This window comes from Salinisphaera sp. T31B1 (genome assembly GCF_040361275.1).
In the GTDB taxonomy this organism is placed as follows: domain Bacteria; phylum Pseudomonadota; class Gammaproteobacteria; order Nevskiales; family Salinisphaeraceae; genus Salinisphaera.
In genome coordinates this window covers 124,882-142,869 of record NZ_APNH01000006.1, presented here as the reverse complement: position 1 = coordinate 142,869, position 17,988 = coordinate 124,882, and the positions used below count along the sequence as shown (strand labels likewise).

Annotated in this window: 20 protein-coding genes; 5 read left to right on the top strand and 15 right to left on the bottom strand. The window is 60.4% G+C overall.

Going from position 1 to position 17,988, the window contains the following annotated elements; all coding sequences use genetic code 11:
• Positions 1-6: 6 nt before the first annotated feature.
• Together T31B1_RS19480 and T31B1_RS19475 are read right to left on the bottom strand one after the other, a co-directional pair.
• Positions 7-516: a hypothetical protein gene (locus tag T31B1_RS19480; RefSeq protein ID WP_353251196.1), complete on the bottom strand. Its 510-nt coding sequence runs from the start codon at positions 514-516 to the stop codon at positions 7-9.
• Positions 500-1,399, bottom strand: a complete 900-nt coding sequence (locus T31B1_RS19475; RefSeq protein WP_353251195.1) for an endonuclease/exonuclease/phosphatase family protein — start codon at positions 1,397-1,399, stop codon at positions 500-502. The genes T31B1_RS19480 and T31B1_RS19475 overlap by 17 nt, the downstream gene beginning before the upstream one ends.
• A 305-nt stretch (positions 1,400-1,704) precedes the next feature.
• On the opposite strand from T31B1_RS19475, the gene T31B1_RS19470 reads away from it, so the two are divergent.
• The gene (locus tag T31B1_RS19470) at positions 1,705-1,962 is read left to right on the top strand and encodes a DUF4224 domain-containing protein (RefSeq protein ID WP_353251227.1); all 258 of its coding nucleotides are present in this window, start codon (positions 1,705-1,707) and stop codon (positions 1,960-1,962) included.
• A gap of 124 nt (positions 1,963-2,086) precedes the next feature.
• Here T31B1_RS19470 and T31B1_RS19465 read toward each other — a convergent pair whose 3' ends face one another.
• From T31B1_RS19465 to T31B1_RS19450, 4 genes are all read right to left on the bottom strand, one after another.
• Complete coding sequence (locus T31B1_RS19465) at positions 2,087-2,482, bottom strand: hypothetical protein (protein ID WP_353251194.1); 396 nt, start codon at positions 2,480-2,482, stop codon at positions 2,087-2,089.
• 79 nt (positions 2,483-2,561) lie between these two features.
• Positions 2,562-2,855 carry a hypothetical protein gene (locus T31B1_RS19460; protein WP_353251193.1) on the bottom strand — a complete coding sequence of 98 codons (294 nt, stop codon included), beginning with the start codon at positions 2,853-2,855 and terminating at the stop codon, positions 2,562-2,564.
• Positions 2,856-2,941: 86 nt separating this feature from the next.
• Positions 2,942-3,505 carry a hypothetical protein gene (locus tag T31B1_RS19455; protein ID WP_353251192.1) on the bottom strand — a complete coding sequence of 188 codons (564 nt, stop codon included), beginning with the start codon at positions 3,503-3,505 and terminating at the stop codon, positions 2,942-2,944.
• Between the two features lie 76 nt (positions 3,506-3,581).
• On the bottom strand, positions 3,582-4,016 hold the full coding sequence (locus T31B1_RS19450) for a hypothetical protein (RefSeq protein ID WP_353251191.1): 435 nt from the start codon (positions 4,014-4,016) through the stop codon (positions 3,582-3,584).
• 302 nt (positions 4,017-4,318) lie between these two features.
• Here T31B1_RS19450 and T31B1_RS19445 point away from each other — a divergent pair, with 302 nt between their 5' ends.
• The 4 genes from T31B1_RS19445 (at position 4,319) to T31B1_RS19430 (ending at position 6,943) form a co-directional block, all read left to right on the top strand.
• Positions 4,319-4,936, top strand: a complete 618-nt coding sequence (locus T31B1_RS19445) for a hypothetical protein (RefSeq protein WP_353251190.1) — start codon at positions 4,319-4,321, stop codon at positions 4,934-4,936.
• Between the two features lie 154 nt (positions 4,937-5,090).
• Positions 5,091-6,002, top strand: a complete 912-nt coding sequence (locus T31B1_RS19440) for a hypothetical protein (RefSeq protein ID WP_353251189.1) — start codon at positions 5,091-5,093, stop codon at positions 6,000-6,002.
• 47 nt (positions 6,003-6,049) lie between these two features.
• Positions 6,050-6,526, top strand: coding sequence for a hypothetical protein (locus T31B1_RS19435; RefSeq protein WP_353251188.1), 477 nt, complete (start codon positions 6,050-6,052; stop codon positions 6,524-6,526).
• Positions 6,527-6,643: 117 nt separating this feature from the next.
• Complete coding sequence (locus T31B1_RS19430; protein WP_353251187.1) at positions 6,644-6,943, top strand: hypothetical protein; 300 nt, start codon at positions 6,644-6,646, stop codon at positions 6,941-6,943.
• 15 nt (positions 6,944-6,958) lie between these two features.
• On the opposite strand, the gene T31B1_RS19425 is transcribed toward T31B1_RS19430, so the two are convergent.
• From T31B1_RS19425 to T31B1_RS19385, 9 genes are all read right to left on the bottom strand, one after another.
• Positions 6,959-7,645, bottom strand: coding sequence for an SOS response-associated peptidase (locus T31B1_RS19425; protein ID WP_353251186.1), 687 nt, complete (start codon positions 7,643-7,645; stop codon positions 6,959-6,961).
• A 96-nt stretch (positions 7,646-7,741) separates the two neighbouring features.
• Positions 7,742-10,633: a conjugal transfer mating pair stabilization protein TraN gene (gene traN / locus T31B1_RS19420; protein WP_353251185.1), complete on the bottom strand. Its 2,892-nt coding sequence runs from the start codon at positions 10,631-10,633 to the stop codon at positions 7,742-7,744.
• 3 nt (positions 10,634-10,636) lie between these two features.
• Entirely contained in the window at positions 10,637-11,746 is a 1,110-nt protein-coding gene (locus T31B1_RS19415) for a TraU family protein (protein ID WP_502951053.1), read from the bottom strand.
• Positions 11,740-12,468 carry an EAL domain-containing protein gene (locus T31B1_RS19410; RefSeq protein ID WP_353251184.1) on the bottom strand — a complete coding sequence of 243 codons (729 nt, stop codon included), beginning with the start codon at positions 12,466-12,468 and terminating at the stop codon, positions 11,740-11,742. Before T31B1_RS19410 ends, T31B1_RS19415 begins: the two co-directional genes overlap by 7 nt.
• A complete protein-coding gene (locus tag T31B1_RS19405; RefSeq protein ID WP_353251183.1) occupies positions 12,465-13,691 on the bottom strand; it encodes a TrbC family F-type conjugative pilus assembly protein in 1,227 nt (408 codons plus the stop codon). The genes T31B1_RS19410 and T31B1_RS19405 overlap by 4 nt, the downstream gene beginning before the upstream one ends.
• Positions 13,672-14,259, bottom strand: a complete 588-nt coding sequence (gene lepB / locus T31B1_RS19400; RefSeq protein WP_353251182.1) for a signal peptidase I — start codon at positions 14,257-14,259, stop codon at positions 13,672-13,674. The genes T31B1_RS19405 and lepB overlap by 20 nt, the downstream gene beginning before the upstream one ends.
• Positions 14,252-14,557 (bottom strand): hypothetical protein, encoded by a 306-nt coding sequence (locus T31B1_RS19395; RefSeq protein WP_353251181.1) that lies wholly within the window; start codon positions 14,555-14,557, stop codon positions 14,252-14,254. Before T31B1_RS19395 ends, lepB begins: the two co-directional genes overlap by 8 nt.
• The gene (gene traC, locus T31B1_RS19390; protein ID WP_353251180.1) at positions 14,550-16,946 is read right to left on the bottom strand and encodes a type IV secretion system protein TraC; all 2,397 of its coding nucleotides are present in this window, start codon (positions 16,944-16,946) and stop codon (positions 14,550-14,552) included. The genes T31B1_RS19395 and traC overlap by 8 nt, the downstream gene beginning before the upstream one ends.
• Positions 16,943-17,644 (bottom strand): thioredoxin domain-containing protein, encoded by a 702-nt coding sequence (locus T31B1_RS19385; protein WP_353251179.1) that lies wholly within the window; start codon positions 17,642-17,644, stop codon positions 16,943-16,945. The genes traC and T31B1_RS19385 overlap by 4 nt, the downstream gene beginning before the upstream one ends.
• Positions 17,645-17,988 lie beyond the last annotated feature (344 nt).

The window sequence follows — 17,988 nt, the reverse complement described above, 5'->3', positions numbered from 1 at the left end:
TCGGGCTTATAGCTTGTAGATCTCGACATGCTGGAAATGGCGGTAGTTGTCGCGATCCCGGCGTGGTTGGAGCGTGCCGGCCACATCGACCACGCCCCCGTCATCGAGGATGTAGCAACGGGCGAATCTGCGATCGAAGGGATCGAACAAGGATCTGGGGTGAATTTCACCCACCACGCGCTGCTCGCGCAGTGCCTGGGAGAACTCTGCATAGGTCATGTTCTGAATGCGAGCGATGATTCCACGGTCTCGCCGAATCACGAACCAGGCAAAGGCCGCGACTGGAACGGAAATGATAAGCGCCATAAGAAAAAGTTTAACGACGTGCTCGGGTTCTGAGAACGACACCAGGATCACGCCAGCGTCGAACAGCAATGTCGCACCAGCGCACGGCACGAGCAGAAGTTTCAGAGGTATGCCCCAAAGACGTGCGCTCTTGAGCTGCTTATAGGTAATTGTGTTGTCCATGATCTTTGCCTTGTTGTTGTGGTCGCCTGCCTTAACGCTCGTGCTCATCCTTTCCGATCCTCATGTAGACCGGCGCATGGTCTGAGACGGTTTCCCGAGCTGTTTCGTGAGTGATGTTCAGCCAGCTCGGAAAATCCGCAATCCCGCTGCCTGCGATATCGAGCCGCCCGGGCCGCACCCAGATGTTGTCGTAGAGATTTGCGAAGCGATTGTCGTGTGACGACAGGGTTGTGGCGCCACGGGTGATCAGCGGGCGTGCATCTCGACCGAGTGCTCGCCAAGCCGGCTCATCCGGCGTCATGTTGAAATCGCCCGCTAGCACGGCCGGCGCATCGAAGCTCTCCTCAAGCCACTGCCAGTAATCGGCAAGCGCCCGTATTTCTGGTGTGCGATCGGCCTTGCCGTCGCCGTAGAGGATATGAACGCTGGCGTAGACGAATCGCTGGCCGTCATCGCGATCGGCGAACAGCGCCGAAAACGGCTCACGCGCGAACACATCGCCGGGGTCGAGATAGACGACTGCCCCACCCTCGAACGAGACTTCGGCATCGCGCCAGATGAACGCATAGGCCTCCTTGTATGAGCCACGCCCGATCGTGTCGCTGGCGAGGCTGCTCCACCCCTCGCTCGTTACCGACTCCAGACGCCGCTCAAGACGCTTGATCGCCTGTGGCTTCATGACTTCCTGGATCGCAATCAGGTCGAATCGGCTTAGGACCGTCGCTACCGCTGACTCATCCTTGCCGTTGTTCCACCCCAAGTGCTTCACGTTCCAACTCGCCACTTCGATGCTGGCGTGAGCTGTGCTCACCACCAAAGCCAGCACGCAGAAAAACGACACCATCACCCGACTACGCATGTTCACTATCTCCCTTGGATCAGGGGCCACTATAGGCGGCCACGCAAGCAGCTCAAGCGACGGAAGACGCATGTTTTTCTTGCTTTATGACGCACAAAAAAAGCGGGCCGAAGCCCGCTTGTTATCTAATCGTGGCGTACCGCATACGTCAGTATCGGGCCCTCAGCAACCAGCTTGATAGACAAATTGCAGCCGATTCTCGAACAGTGCGTTGCCCTGCATCCACACAAAGGTGTTTGCATCACAGTCCGAGACGGATTCGACGTAGCAATAGGAAAAGTATCGGGAATCGGGGTTCTGCACACCTTGTTGCTCGTATTCATCGTGTCACCTAATCTCATCGGCAGTGTGCCGTGACGATCATTTTCGAGGTCCGCATGACCCTGTACCCGAAGCCTCTCTTGACCGATGAGGATCTCGCTGAATTGACGGGATACGACCCGGATCAGGTCAAAAGACAACTGCGTTGGCTGAAAGAAAACCGCGTTCCATTCACCCTGCGTCGCGACGGTCGACCGCGTACGACTTGGGGCGCGTACGAGCGTGCAATGGAGAACGTAGGGGGCGCCGCTAGCGAGCCAAACTTCGACGCGCTTCGCGCACGCGCGGCGCAAAATCAACCTAGCTCTAAGTAAGGGTCACGGACAGTGCGCCCTTCGACTCGCGCCAGATGTATGGCCCGCCCTGGTTATGCCGAAAAAAAAGCGGGCCGAAGCCCGCTTGATCTTTGTTGGACGAGGTAAACCGTCCGGCTGTGCCCTAGAGCTGGCACTCAAGGGCCAGCAGGTAGGCTGCATCGATATCGCCGCCTTTGACCGGTGCGCCAGTTTCACTGGCACGCCGATAGGCTTCGACGAGCTGCTCGACCACGGCCCTAGCGGTAGCGTCCTTTTCCATAGCACGCACGCTGTAGTCCGGCCGGGGATAGTCGTTGTCGCCCAACTCCTGGCTGAGCGTGAACTCGAACGCGTGACCCGCGCCTTCATCCTCGGAAAAGTCGTCGTGCAACAACATGCAGTCGTCTGACTCATCCCAGCGCTTGCCGTTGTCGAACATCATCTGAGCCTTGGCCAGCGCTTGCTCTGCGCTGTCGGCATCGATGCCTACCTTGACCTCATGGATGTGCGGCACTCGGTAACCAATAACGTACTTCATCAATCTCTCCTGGCTAAAAAAAAGCCAAGACCACCCCGGTCGGGATGGCCCTGACCGGGGTGGGTGAAAAAGCGTGTTGTCAGGCCGGCATTACTGCGGGCGAAAACGAAACGCGAATGTTGCGAGCCGGGGCGCTTTCGATGCAGTCGAATGCGCTCAGGCTCATCTCGGGGCTATCTGTCGTGACGTGGATCATGTGCTGTCCGGGCACGACGAGGGCCTGGGGTGCCTTCTCACCGATGTTCGCCTCAAATTGGCGAGCCGCGGCCGAGGTGTGGAACTCCAGCGTGGTTTGGATCGTTTCACCTTTCTCGGCGCGCTCGATGTAGAGGGTGCGATACAGGCCGTTGATCAGGCTTGGGGGATTCTTCATGGCTATTTCCTTGTTGGATTAAGCCGAATACCCCGACCCTTCCGGGTGAGATACCCGGCAGGGTTTTGCTTGTCAGTTACGAACGGCTAGTGGCAGCCGCAGAGGTTCTTGAGTGCCGTATGGGCAAAAGCGATGGCTTCGTCAGCCTGCTCGAATGCGACCGTGGTGAAGTGGCTCTCGTCCGAATCGGACTCGATGCCACATAACCGGGCCTCACCCAGAACGACGCCTTCTCGGCTGGCAGTGACGACCACATCGACGTAGTGCCAGTCATCACCGTAGGAACGCGCCCGACGGTAGTTCTCATGGCGATAGTCGGGTTCTGCTGGCACGAACCAGGTCAGAATCCGAGGATCATCGCTGTGATGGATCGCATGCGGTGCCCAGAGCTCCTGAAAGGTGCCCAAGAAATCGCGTCCGACCAGCTCCCAGCCCAGCTCGTCCAGCTCCTTTCGTGCTGTCAGAGTGAAACCGGCTTCTTCCCACGTTGCGAACTCGTTGTAGCGGGCATCGGTCTGCCATTCGAAGCCCGTTGCTTGGACTCGCCGGGCAAGATCGATCTCGGCCTGAGCACACGCCCAGGCATGAGCCGCTGTCATGAAGGAATACGTCTGCCGCAGAACGCGGTAGATGTTGGCTTTGGACTCCATAGATACTCCTGGCTAAAAAAAGCCGGAGCACCCCACCCGCCGGGTGAAATACCCCGGCTGGGATGGCGCCTGACGATCAGGCGTTGAGTAGCGCGGCGAGCTTGCCGCAGGGCTTACCCGGTTCCTCGAGATACTCTGCGAGGAGGGCACGGGCACGATTCAGGTCTTGCACGGTCGCGTATTCGCTGCGCTCGACCAAACGGGCGAAAGCCACCCTCAGCTCGTCTGGATCAGCACCCAGCGACTTCGCACATACGTCGAAGGCGAAAGGATGCAGATTACGAGACGTGATCCATTGCCAGGCGTCGCGCCGGATTGCCTCCAGACGACGACCGCCAACACCGATAATGCAGCCGAGGGCATCCTTGAGAATGCTCTCGCGCAGCGTGTCGATGTCCACGTCAGACCACGCAGGGTCCGAATTGGGCTCAGGATCATCCGAGAAAAAGAACGTCAGCAGCAGCTGACCCATTTCCTCGAGCTTCTGGTGTGAGACTTGGGCATTTGCCATGGCACATCTCCAGAACGAAGACGCACCTCCCCCGTCCGGGAGGTGCATAAAGACCTCCGGGACGGCGGGGTTATTGCTGTTCTTGTGACTCGATCAGCTATCGAGACCCGGCTTTACACGCGGGCAGCGTGTCGTCCGAAAAGGACGAGAGAGAGATTCGATACTAGACCGACGACCGGGATCGCGGCGTCTGAAAAACGCCGATTTTGGCTACTTTGCGCCCCTGTGTCGGGGATGGGCGTTGCTAACTTTGACGCTGCCGAAATCCTGATCGGCACATCCAACACCAAGCGAGAACAGCCATGGCCACGAAATACTCGAACCCGGTCTTAGACCAACCGCTAACCCTGCAAACCGAATACGCCCAACGCGTGTTCGATCGCAGCTTCGCCCGCACCGCACGGTCGCTGCACGCGATCGACGTGATCCTTCGCATCATCGGCGAGGACGAGGAAGTCGATGAAGTCGAGAAGGTGATCGACGACATGATCGTCAACTGGAAAACCGACATCGAAGCCGAGAAGGCTCGCCTGACCGAAATCGGCCGCGCCGGCGGCGTCGAGCGTGGCGTGGCCTACACCTCGCCCATGGATACCAGCGTGCAGGTCTCATCCCCGCAAGTCAGCCGCCTGCTCGATGTCATGCGCCTGTACGACGCTCTCGTGGCCGTGATCGACGGTCTGTGGATTCATGGACTGCTGGAGAACAAGAATCGGCGCCAGCTGATCTTCGACTGGCAGCGCCGTACGCTGCGCCTGGGCAACCGCATTGTCGATCTCGAACAGCGCGCCCACCGTGCGGCCAAGGCCAAGGGCAAGGAAGAAGAAGTCGCGGCTTCAATTCCGCCGCAGACAGCCGATGAGACTGCCAAGGATGCTGAGGCGACCGACGCCCCCGCCGAGGAGGCTGCCACGGCCTGACACTCCCCTCTTTCCGATCTGGGCGCCTTGCTATGAAGCAGGCGCCCTTTTTTATGCCCGAGCGTTTGCCGCCGATACCTAAGCGGCTGAACCTCTTGCGGAATTACCGCTCCGCACTAGCATTGACGATACGACCTATCAGGAAACCAAGCCCATGATCTCTCGCCATACCTTCGCTATTGCAGCCGCGCTCGCAGTGACCGCCTTGTCGGGCTGCGCGACGGCGCCGCCCACGATGCACGACACCGATCCCGACCACTCACAAGCGTGGAATCTCACGCGTGCGGCCGGCTACGAAACCCTCGAAGACGTAGAACACGAAAAGGTCGAGCAACAGGTCGACACGAACGGCGCGAGCCTGGGCGGCACGCTGGCGGCCGGCGGGCTGGGCTTTCTGAGTAACCCCAATGGTCTTTCTCTCGGCGGCAACGTGGGCATGAACATGCTCACGAACCTGCTTCTGGGCGGCGACGTGCCCAAGGCGGGAGGCACGAACATCGTTGCCTGGATTCCGAAAAGCGAAGCTGCCACCAGCGATGAAGCAATCGTTCAGGCGAAAAGCCGCATCACGACGCTGGCCCGCGCGGGCATGGAAGCCATGCAGATGCCCACTCCCTACCATTGGGAGCGGATCAGACAAACCGACCCGCAAAAAGCCTCCTATGACGCGCTAATTGGATACATCGGCGGCGGCGAATGCGAAACATCGTCCTACATCTGCGAAGTGCGCTTCAGCATCCCCATGCTCGGGAAGGCCTCGCAACAGATCAATGATGCAGTTGCACCGGCCGTGCTCGGCGGCTATCCAGCGTGGCGCGTTGAAATCAGCGTGAGTTACTACTTCCGCGACACCGCAGGCTGGACGGCTACTAAAGAGCCACACCTGCCAATGCTTCGCTTGCTCAACGGCATGAGCACAGAACTGCCGCGCAATTACTTCATCTATATCGCGCCGAACCGCATGCCATTCCAGAAGAACGAGTCCGAGTACGCCCTGTTCCCGGCCCCGATGGTTCTCCACGAGGGCCAAGCGCTGTACTTCATCGAACCCGCACCGGGCGCCTAGTCCGCTCTAACGCGCAGATTGCGCTATATAACGAAGGTAAAAACCCAGTGAATAAGAAAATAATCGGCCTCAAGGTCGGGTTCGCTACTGCGATCTGCTGCGCGTTTACCGTGCCGGCTTTAGCGGCCACGGGTTCGACTGGCCCTGTTCCCGAAGGTGGGATGATTGGGCTGCCTAGCGCGAGCAAGGGATGGATAGATGGCCCTAGTTCGAACGCGAGCTCGGATGAGGTCTACGAGTATGCGATCGGACGTAGTGAAATTATCGCGTGCTCGGGCGAGCGCTACCGCGGCATCAAAATCCAGCTGCAACGTGGCATGGGTGACTTGCTACGACGATTTACCGTCGATCACGTCGGCGACATGGTTCAGTTTCGCATTGGCCAGTTCACAACCGATCCAGCACGACTCGACAGAGCGATCCGAAACGGCGTACTGGAGGTTCCCTACTCCGGCTGGGCCGCTGCGAACCTCGACTTCTGCCTTAATCGGCGCTCTACCGGCCGGTTCGGTCGTCGCTACTGATCTTGAGGCCGAGCGGACGTGAAGAAAGTTTGCTCGGCCCGCTTCCTTCACGTCTTCACCCCGTATCAGCGTATGCCAACACCCTCGTCGATTTTGAGCGCGAGCGACTACCAAGCCATGCGAAATGCCCACCGGGAAAGCCTGGCCGCCTGGGCGAAATACTCCTGGGGCATGTTCTTCGGGGCCACGCTTATGGCCATATTGTTGAACGAATGGAGCACGCACGATCGTTTCGGGGCCACGATCCCGCTCGACGGTTCGGGTTATTGCACCGTACTCGCTGCGGTGCTTCTCGCTGCGTATTACCTGCGACGGCGATTCTTGGAAAAGTATCTCAGCGCGGCTCTGGACACCTATCTACGACAGCTCCCTGCGGCTGAGCGCGAACAGGAGCGGCGCCGCGCCTATCGCGGATAGCGTCACGACCGGACCTTACACTCGCTCGATTATCGTCGCCTCATCGTTGCTCGGTTTATTCACGAGCGTTGAGATCGGCCAGCTCTCGTAGGATCGAACCACCCCGTCTTCGAGAATTCCATGCAGATGCTCGACTGAAGCATCGGCCGGCGCATCGACCCAAGCGCGTGCTGCGTCGTTGGTCAGGGCCAGCGGCTGGCGATTATGAATATGAGCGATATCGTCGTGCGGTTTGCCGGTTAGGATCGTGAACGTCACAGCACCCGCGAGCTTGTGATCCGAAGGCAGCCCCTTCGCCTGCGTCCACATTCCGGCAAAGAAGAACGGTTCGCCGTCGGCAGGTCGAATCAACCAGGGTTGTTTGCCCCCTTCCTCGCGTTTCTGCCACTCGATCCAGTAGTCGGCTGCACAAAGCAGCCGGCGCTTTTGAAAGGCGTTGGAGAAAGGCTGCTTGCTTGCAGCTGTCTCGCTGCGCGCGTTGATCGGAGCAAACTTTTCGTCTTTTGCGCCACTCGGAATCAAGCCCCACCACGCCGAACCCATCTTGAGGCTGTTGTCGCGTGGCGTGCGTAGTGCGCACGCCCGCATGCCACCTGGCGGCAGGTTATACCCTGGTCCGTCGGTTACATCATCGGGCGTGGCCGCCTCGATCAGTTTCGCGAAGTGAGCTGCCGATGTCGTTCGGCCGTAGCGTCCACACATAGGGATCCACCGCGATCTGGCGCGGTCTCGAATGACAGAGCCCTAATCTATCGCAGCACCTCGGCCTCTGCTCAGTCGTAATCGAACAGCGCAGCCCTATTCGCAGTCATCCCCTACACCATTGCGATCACGGTCGATCTGGCTCGCGTTCGCCGTGAAAGTGCAGTTGTCAGTGGCATTCGGCACACCATCTTCATCCCAGTCAGCTTTCGCGCCGCCGTCGTCACTGGTCAGCGGTACGTCCGAGGGCGCGTAGTCGTCCAGATCGGTGACGATATCGTTGGCTGCCTCATGGCGTTTGTCGGTGATGTCGATGCCGTCGATACGGCCTTCGGTCCGGGTAACCACATCTTCACGATCGCCCGTATTGAGCGCGGACCCGGCGCCGGTCAGATCGGCGGGATTGAGATTATCGGCGTTCGGCCAATGGCCATTCGCGCTGAGGATGCCGAGCCATTCATCGAGGTTTATACGATCCCAGTCCAGATCGTTGAGCTGGCTGGTGCGCAGTGGCCGGCAATCAGGATCTTCTTCATCACCCCAGCCGACTCCGAGTTGGGCTCGGGCCTGTTCCTGAATGATCCGCGATAGCGGCGAGTTGAAGCAGCAATAGCTCTGGCGCTTCTCTACACAGACGCCCAACACCTCGCTTGCACAGTACGATCCGGTGTAATGGCAGCTCTTTAGTTCACGTTTAGCGCCGAGCTCGAACTCCTCCGGTTCGCAGGCCCAGATAATCTGAATGAGCAGTTTCGTGATCGTATAAATCGTGTAGGCCAGCATCACGCCGCCCAACAGATTGCCTACTGCCCCGCCCAGCTGAAGCTGGCCGGTCGCATTGACTTGGCCCGTCGCTGAATCGACCGCTGCCTGTTGCGCGCCGGCCTCGCCCACTGACACAAACAAGGCATTGGCCGCTTCGGGGCCGAATGCCTTGGCAGTCCACTCCACTGTCTTGGTCATGAACTTCTGTTTCGCCTTCGCGATCACCCCCGTCTTGGCGACCTCTGACCCGGCCGCCTTGCTGGTGCCAGTGAGTGAGTCGTAGGCGTTCGCGAATCCACCCTTCACGCTATCCCAGGCCGACGTCACATGATCCCAGCCCGCCTGATAAGGCGTGCGCAGGGTTTCCCATGCCCCTCCGACCGCGCCGCCGGTGCCAATGCTCGTGGTCATGGCCTTGTGCGCACTGAACATCAGGTTCAGGTAATCGCCCATCGAGACGTTATCGGGCGTCTCGCAGCAGTCGACGTAGCCCCCGACCGCTTTCTTGCACTCCATGGCCTCGCCTTGGAATATCTTGCAGTCCTCTACGTCGTGATGCCCGCCGTCCACGGCCTGTTCGCACGAGCCGTCCTGACGGATCGCCTCCGCAGCCTGTAGCGCCGCCGCAGCGCGCGCGAAATCCTGGCTGGTCGAGCTGTTCTCGGTGCCGCACTCCATCCCCATGCAGCGGATCTCGCCGGCGCAGGTGTACTCGGTATTCGACTCGAGTGTCGGCACGTCCTGGTCGTAGCCGCAATCCCATGTCTCTGTTCGGGACAGACATTGGCCGGAACCGCTTTCAGCGCCCTTGGTGCAATCCGAACTCACAAAGCCGCAGCTCGGGTCTTGCTCGTATTCCTGGCAGTCGGTCGCGGAGAATTCCTCAATGTCCGGGCATTGCTCGACGCCCTGCGCATCGGTCCAGCATTCCATCTGCCCTTTCCAGAACGGGCAGTTGTCCGGGGTCATGCCTTTGATCGTGACGGTCGATAGCCACTTCGAATAGCCCGGCGCCGGCGGCGTGAGCACCTCGGCAAACTCGGTACCTTCACAAATGCGGAAGCCGTCGAACACCGCGCAGCCGCCGCTGAGGCCACCGTCGGTAATCACCTGCGCGTCGCTGTTCGCACAGAACTCCTCGACTGTCGTGGCTGCCTTCGCACACTCGGGGTTGTCCCAGTAGGCATCTGTGATGCTGCGAAAGCTCAGCCGAAAATCGGCACCGTACTTAAACCACTGCTTTCCGCTGTTGTCCTGAATTTGGAAGATGCCGACCAGATCGTTCTCACAGGTCGGCATCTCGAGCACGCGATAGTAGGCGCTACTATCGAAACCGCCCGGCACCGGGGCTTTCGTCCAGTCGAATGAGCTTGTCTGTGTGACCTCGCTGGGCGCACCAGCCGGACAAACCGTGTCGTAATCGAGCACGGGCACTTCACCGGCGTATTGCGCGCCGTTGGCGGGGTTCGTGACCACCCAAGTGCCCGCCTGGAGATCAACCTCGTAGTTGGCCGTCGAAAGCATGTAGGCGCCCAACCGAACGGACACCGGAATCTCATTCGAGCGCACCACCTGTTTGGCCTGGCAGCTGTCGTCGATGGGCAGCCCGCTGCGATCGCAATACTGATAGTCCGGCACATGGGCTGCGATCGTGCCCTGATCAAAGGTCGTGTCCTTTGAGCAATCAGCGAAGCCGCTCGTGTAGAGATCGATGTTCGCGTTGACCTCATCGGTCTGCGTGAAGATCGGATCGTTTGTCAGGTCGGGACGCGACAGGTTCTGCGTCGTATCGATGAGAACCCGGTAGGCCATGCCGTCGGTCGAATTCTCGTCCTTGAGACGTTCCTGTGCCGCGCTACCGGCCTCCTGCATGGCGTGTTCATCGCCATAGACGTCCTCCAAGTCGGAACCGGTCGCGCCATTGCTCACCGCATCCGGGTACATCTGGCTCATGTCCAGGCTCTGATCCAGGCCCGGGAACGTCACCGTATTTCCCTGCATCTCGGGATTGGTGAACTTGTCCATCTGAGCCGAGCCAAAAGCCCTGCCCGCCTCCGCGCCGCTGAGTATGTTGTCCTCGGCATATGCCGTGGCGACGCCCAGACTCATCAGCAGCCCAAGCACGCGTGCGTTGTTGACGGTCACGCCCAGTGGCGTCCAGAACGTCGCGACGATCAGCAGCACAGTAACCGCGCGAAATATCAGGCAATCACGGTTGAGCATCGGCTAGAACACCATGCAGCAGTCGTTCCAGCGCCAGAGCATGTAAACGGCGTCTTCACCCATGCCGGGGATCGAGCGGCCCCACCCCCACTTGAGCGTGGTCTCGCCAGTCACATGATCCCCATCGGCTTCAGCGCGCGGGAAGAACATCGACCACTTGTACTGATCCTTCGGAAACATCGGTTCGATGCTGCTACCGCACAGATTCCGCGAGCCAGTTGTGCCACGCGTCAGGCCACGACGGTGCAATGCGGCAACCGCTTTCGCAGCAGCCAGGTTCGTGTCGCTGACCATCCCGGTCGATGTGTCGTGTCCGCTCAGCGGATAGAGCGTGCCCCACGATCCCGCGCACCAGAACATGCGCTGGAGCGGTCGGCCGGCGGTCGCGCCCACCGCGTCCGCTGCACACGCGGCGACCGCAATCGGATTGGCGACGGCCGCAGCTTCGGGCGAGGTAAAGAACGCCAGCTCGTCGTTATTCCAGGTCGGGTCGAGTTCCGACAGGTACATGAGATCCATCTCGATGAAGCCGCCGGCATTGCAACGCGTCTCCACGAACAGGTCGAGCATGAGAAGGATCGGGAAGGCGTAGTAGTGGTAGTGGTAGAAAGACACGTCCGAGTTGTCGTACTCGCCATCGGCGGACTTGCCCTTCTCGCGTGACGATCCAGTAGGCAGTCGTGCGCCGCCCAGGGTCGGTGAACAACCGGGCGTCTTGACCAGCTCGACGATGCGCGCCGGCTCCCACATGCTCATCGTCAGGCCGGGCTGAAACGTACCATCGGCATCGTCTTCGCACGCACAGAAGATCTGATCCGCGGCATCGTCGGGAATCCGGCCACTGCCACCGCCGAGTGCCACGCCGGCAACCTTGATCGGAAACAGGCAGCTCCAGCAGATATCGGTGATCATTCGCCCGGAGATCAGCTCAGCACTGGGACAGGAGAAATCATTTCCCTCGCCCTCGCCCTCGCCTTCATCGCCAGAATCCTCAGCGCCGCCGGTGTCGTTCGAGCCACCCGTGCCGCCCGTATCTCCGGGCGCGGCCATAAGCGTCACTGAGAACAGCAACAGGAAAAGGCACAGTCCGAAACGGACGCTGCGGCTCAGCACGGGGTCATCTCCCACGGCGACAGCGCGGGAAACAGACGCTGATTTTCAACAGGCTGGCTCAGGAACGGGTAGCCGTAGACGAAGCCTTGGTTCCAGTTCGCTGCGATACGATCGATGAGCAACAGATCCGCTCGCGTTTCCAGCCCCTCGAGCACGGTCTTGATGCCGCGACGATCGCAGTAGCGCACGACCATCTGAGCGATCTTGTCTCTTTCAGGACGCATGATCGGGCGATAGTCGAGCTTGCAGATGTCCCACTGATGCGACATGAGGCGTTCCTCTGACGAGGAGGCCGTGCCGTAGTCGTCGAGTGCGACAAGCGCGCCGGCGTTGTGGAGCGTGCTGATGACCTCGGCGATATCCGATTCAGGAACGTGCATACGTTCCGAAATCTCGACGATCACATCGGCGTCATGCCGTTCAGCGAAATAGTCGATCCACTCGATGAATCGGGCCCAATAGCGCTCGTCGAGGATCGTTTCGGGTGCGACATTGACGCTGATGGCGACGCCGCGCGGGATCTGGTCTAGCTTCAGGCTCAACGTCGAGAGCATGCACAGGTCGATGTCTTCCCACTTGGAGCCGCCCGGGCGGCCCGCAAAAGCGCCAGGCGTCAGAACGCGGCCGGTTTCCTCCTCGACCCCGCGGGCCAAAAGCTCATAGGCAACGGCACGGCCGGTCACGGTATCGACGATCTTCTGAAAGGCCACGTCTATCTTCATTGGGTCACCGTCTGTTCCAGGTGGTATTCGGAGATCGCGACCTCGCCTTGCTTTGTGGCATGCACGACCGATGGAGTCGCCCGCACCCGGAACCGGGTCAGCACGTCTTCAGTCAGCCGATAAAGCGGCTCCCCGAGCTGTGCTTCGAGCGCATTGAATCCGTCCCATGCCTGATCCCGGTCGAACCGGGAGGCCATGAGAATCGTGTTGTCATAGGACTCGGCTTGCTGGCGAGCAAATGCCACTTCGTTCGCGCGCGTGGCATCGAAGATGACGAGCCGCCGGGTAAAGGGGCGGATATCGAGGGGATTGATGATGTCGCCCTTACGAGCGATGTACCGGCCGTCCGGCGTCGTGATGTCCTGGGTAACCCGCAGGCTCAGGTCGATCACGCGCTGGCTGTCCTCGCTCGCGGCAGGCAGATCCTCCATGGGCACGTCGCCCCAATAAGACTTGATGGTCTTGTCTCTGATCGCGGCATAGTCGAGATTGCTCGCGCGATCGCGCATGACCTCGATCAAATCAGGCTCGGAAGGCACGTCGATCGGGCCCCGAATGCCCAGATCGCCGTCCTCGCCTTCGGCAACCTGTTCTCGCAGCCAGCGCACATTGGTCATGCCGCTGACTCGAGCAATCTCGGTATCGCCGTCAGCGATAAGCACCGTCGGCACGTCCTCGACACCGAATGTCTGCCAACGCTCTGGATTGATCGTCACGTTGGGCATCGGGTCGATGTCGAACGCCGAAAGCATGGCGTGGATCTCGCTGACCGCGGGGCCTATGCGACTGCCTTCGGGGATGCCGCGAAAGACCGCCACGGTCGATGTGCCCGCAATGCTGCGGAAAATCTCCTCAAGCACAGGCTGACCCAGCGAGCGTGACACGAAGACATACGCACGCCGCGTCGGCGCCTGATCGGCTTTGGGCAGAATCACGTCGGGATGCGCATCGCTATATTCCTTGGCGATACGCTCGGAAATATCCTCAGCCGTGCCTTCAGTGATCGCTCGCGCAAGCTCGCGCATCTGCTCGGTGATCTCGGCCTGCGGGCCAGTTTCGGCGGTGCGCCACTGCTCGGTTGCTTTGGCCGCCGCTCGCGCGGCCTCATGGATCGCGTCCGGCGCATCAGCTTGCACACTGGCTGCCCACAGGCCGCCGGCGAGCGCCGTGCAAAGCAGCGATCGGCTAAGCGTCATGCCGGGATTAACCACGCGGTTCGGCATAGAGCACTGTTGCCTTGCCGATCAGGACACGGGCGTTCGCGGTGCCCCAGTAGCGGGAGTCGAAACTGGAGTCCACATCGCCCAGGAGGAAGAACTCGCCTTCAGGCACGACGAAATCGCGCTCAAAGTCCAGCGGGTTCGCACGCAGCGTGTAGGCCAGTGCCAGTCCGCTCGCCTGCTGCACGCCATTCACGAACACGCCCTGCGCGGTCACAACGACATGATCGCCGGCCACGCCAGCCACGCGCTTGTTCAACCCGTCAGCGCGCAACTCGAATCCCGTGCGCTGCCACAGATCAAGCGCACGTTGATTCAGGCGTAGCGAGACAATATCGCCGCGCTGAAAGTCATGGTCTTGCTTGTCGATGAGCATTAACCGCGGCGCCTTGCCGTCTGCGGTGAGAACGCTCACCTCGGCCTGCGGGTCGATCCCGATCGCATAGCGCTCGGCGGCGAAATGACCGGCCAGATAGAGCGGTCCGAGCACGAGTGCGGCCTTGCCGAAGAACAACAGCCAGGGCTGGCGCGGGCGCCGTGGGGCGGCAGCCGTCGCGGCAACGCTACTCATCGTCGCCACCTGCCGGTACCCGCATGTGATCGGGATAGGCCACGACGGCACTGCCGTTGATGACCAGAAAGCCGGCGTCCGCCAGCTTTGAGGCCTTCGCGTCGAGGCTGACCATGATCCGGTCCACGTCTTCGGGCGCCCCCTTGAGGGCATCGACGTAGTTGAGCACCGCGATCGGTGGCCGCAGTCGATGATCGACGCTCTCCTGATTGTATTGGCTGGCGTACCAACCGGAACCGGCGCCGGTGATGGCGGCAAGAATCACGCTGGCGAACAGCGTCTTGTTGGGACTAGGCACGGGCGCGCTCCTGCTGAATGGCCTTGATCGCATCGACCACGCCCAAGCCCTGGGCCTGCTTATTGGCGATGGCCTGCACGTCCTTGGGATGGGTCGAGTACATGAGCTTGCGGAAGGGATCGACGATCAAACGGCCGATGCCGGCACCGCGGCTGGTGATGCAGAAAATCTCGGAATAGACGCCGGCGATGGTGTGCACCGACTTGAGGAAGTTGTAGCCGGCGTCATTGAGCGACAGACGCTTTTCAGTGCGCAGCGTCTCGATGGCCTCGGGCTTCTGGCCCAGGAGGTACATATTTGGTGAGTTCTCGGCGATCGCTCGGCCAACCGGGTTCTCGTAGAGATCGGATACCGACTGGAGAATGACCATCGCAGCCGCGCCGTACTTGCGGAACCGGCGGTAGGCGTCGTTGATGAATGCCGCGACGTTGGGGCTGTCCAGCAAATCCCAGGCTTCGTCGATGATCACGATCTTGGGCCGTGACCGGTCACCGTTATAGACCGTCTGCTGGATCTGATAGACGAGTTCGAGCAGAACGACCTGCTGCAAGTGGCGCCGGCCCTTGAGCGCCTCAAGCTCGAGCACCGTGAAACGGTTGGTGAAGGTCACGTTGTTGTCGCCGACCATGTAGCGGCCGTACTCGCCGGCGCTGGTGAACGGGTACAGCTGGTGGCCCACATCGCGTACACGCTGGTCTTCGCTCAGGATGAGCACCGCGGCAAGGTCATCGACCGTCATGCGCTTGCCTTTCTCGTCCCAGATCCCCTTGAGCACACGTTTGAGCTCGGCAATCTGAAGATCGTTGAGCGGCTGATTCGGCGCGGCCATCGCCACGATCAGCCCGATCAGGATGTCCTCCTCATCGGCGTAGTTGTTCACGAGAGGGAACGGATTGATGCAGGGGTCTTTGCCGGCGCTGAATTCGAGCATGTCGCCTTCGTACATCTCGAGCTGCTTGGCGTATGAGCCACCCACGTCGATCGCCCAGACCTGGCCGCTCATCGAGAGGTAGGCCGAGATGATCTCGTTGGTCAGAAACGACTTGCCTGAGCCTGACTGAGCGGCGACCACGGCGTTATAGCTGGCGTCGGAGTCGAACAGGCTCATGTTCATAAGCTGGCCGTTGCGCGAGTAGAGCTGAAAATCAGCCGTACCCGTGCCCTTCCAGTCTCCGAACAGCGGTAGCAACGGAATCGTGTGGCGCGTGGCCATCGTCTTGTAGCGATGAAGATCGCGCACGGCCGTGCGGTCGGCGCCGAACGGCAGGCAGTTCAGCAGGCACGGCAGATAGAAATACTTGTCCTCGACCAGCTGGAACCCGCCCTCACTCCAGAAGGTCTTTGCGTTGGACACGGCGGCGTCGGCCGCTGTCTTGTCCGAGGCGAACAGGGTCATGCCGAGATAGATGCGCACCGGGCGATCGCCGTCCTGAAATGCCTCATGCAGTGCGTCGAAACCGGCTTTCTTCACCGCGAGCTGCGGCACGAACTTCAGCAGAGGACCGTAGGCCTGGTTGATCGTCCAGTAGCGCTTCTGGTCGAGCTTGCCGCGCATGGACTGGGCATCCGGGAAATACAGCGTGGCCGTGATCAGACAGTGCTCGCGGATACCGCGGCTGCCCGACATCAGATCGCCCAGATAGGTCGTCGCCAGTCCGAACGATGCCTTGCGGGGGAAACGCTTGATCGAAAGCGTCTTCACGAAGGCATTGCCGATGTTCAGGCCATCGCTTTCAGGCGCGATCCCCACGTCGTAATCGGCCACCTGCTCCTTGAGGGGCGCATAGTCATCTGCATTGGGCTTGCGCGTTTGCCAACCCGGATTGTCCGACCAGTTCAGGATCGTTTCCATCAGCTCCAGATAGGAGTTACGGGTCAGGCGTTCGGTCGGCATCTCGATCGCCTTGAGGTTGCGCTCCGTGGCCGACAGCAGGCGCTTGGCCTGATCCATGTCGTTCTCGGAGGGCATATCAGCCCCAATCGGCAGCTTGCACACGATCACGAGCTGGATATCGCGCGCCCGCATCTCGGAGTTTTCGAGTAGCGGCTTGTACGCGCCTTCGGCAGCGAAGGTGGAGGCCGATTCGATATAGGACGACAGCAGCGGGTCGTTGCGCAGACCCACACGCCGGGCGCGAAACGCGTGCGTGTGATCGGTCAGGTTCGGCGACGTCCAGAGACAGAACTGCAACAACGTGCCTTTCGGCCAATCGTTGTTCAGCAGATTGTTGATGCGATCGCTGTCGGAGTGTGTGCCGCCGACCAGAGGCCGGCACACAAAAGCGAATGCCAGGCTCTGGTCGTCCAGAAAGAACAGAGAGGAATCCTCGTCATAAGCCACTACGGTAAGCAGGCTCGAGATCCGTTCTTCGTCGTTGTATCGCTTCACGAGTCAGCCTCCAGCCAGCCCGACAGGTCTTGCGGCGCGCTCTTGCGCACCCGGCCGTCGGGGGCGATCAGAAAAGGAAGGGCATCGACGCCGAACAGCTGCGCCGTGATCAGGGTTCGGCGCATCGGGTCGAGATTGCAGTCCGGGTCGGGCTTCAGACCGGAGTAGTCGCCGGTCACCAGGGCCCGCTCGGCGGCATCGTCAGGCGAGCAGCCCAGCGTGCGCACCAGATCGGCGGATTCCTTGGTGGCAACACCGATGAGCAACAGCTTGAAGCGGTAGTCATCGCCGATGGCCTGCATCTGACGGACAAGCGTGGTGCAGGCATCGCAATAGGGATCGATATAGGCCACCACTTCGGGCTTGCCCGGTGTGCCGACATAAAGCGGTTCGAGGCCGTCGATATCGACCTTGAGACGTTCGAGGTCGATCTTGTTGGCCGACTCACGCACGTCAGCGATCGAGCGCACAGCCCGCATCTGCCATGTGTCGTAAACGGTGCCCTTGATCACCCAGCGACCGTTGGAGGTCACCGCGATCATCCCGTGATCGGTCGCGATGAGCTTCAAGCCCTCGGTGGGCAACGTGGTCATGTCCGTGATGCCGCTCATGTCGAGGGCATTCGCCGGCAGTTCCGCACTTGCGTTGCCGGCGAACAGGCCTACGGCCAGCGCCAGCGATGCAGCGACTCGATTCATTGGGGTGCCTACATGCTTGAACATGCGGCAAAGATAGTCACGCGCAGGGTTTCCGCTCGTGCGGAAAGTGGCGATTTTTAGCGTTTCTCGAAAAAGAGCCCGGCCGTAGCGGCCGGGCAACAAGGACGCGGGTAAAGGGAGGTTGGGGGACCGAACCCGCAGACACAGAGTAACCGTGAGTCGTCTCGAGAAACACGAGCAAAGCGACTGTTTTTGCAGCTTTTCAAAAAAAAACCCGGCGCGAGGGGGCGCCGGGTCAAGGGGGTTTTGACAAACACGACGATTGGGGGTTAATCGCCGCACAGAAATAGTAGCCAACACAGCTTTCGTGAAAACCGGGGTAA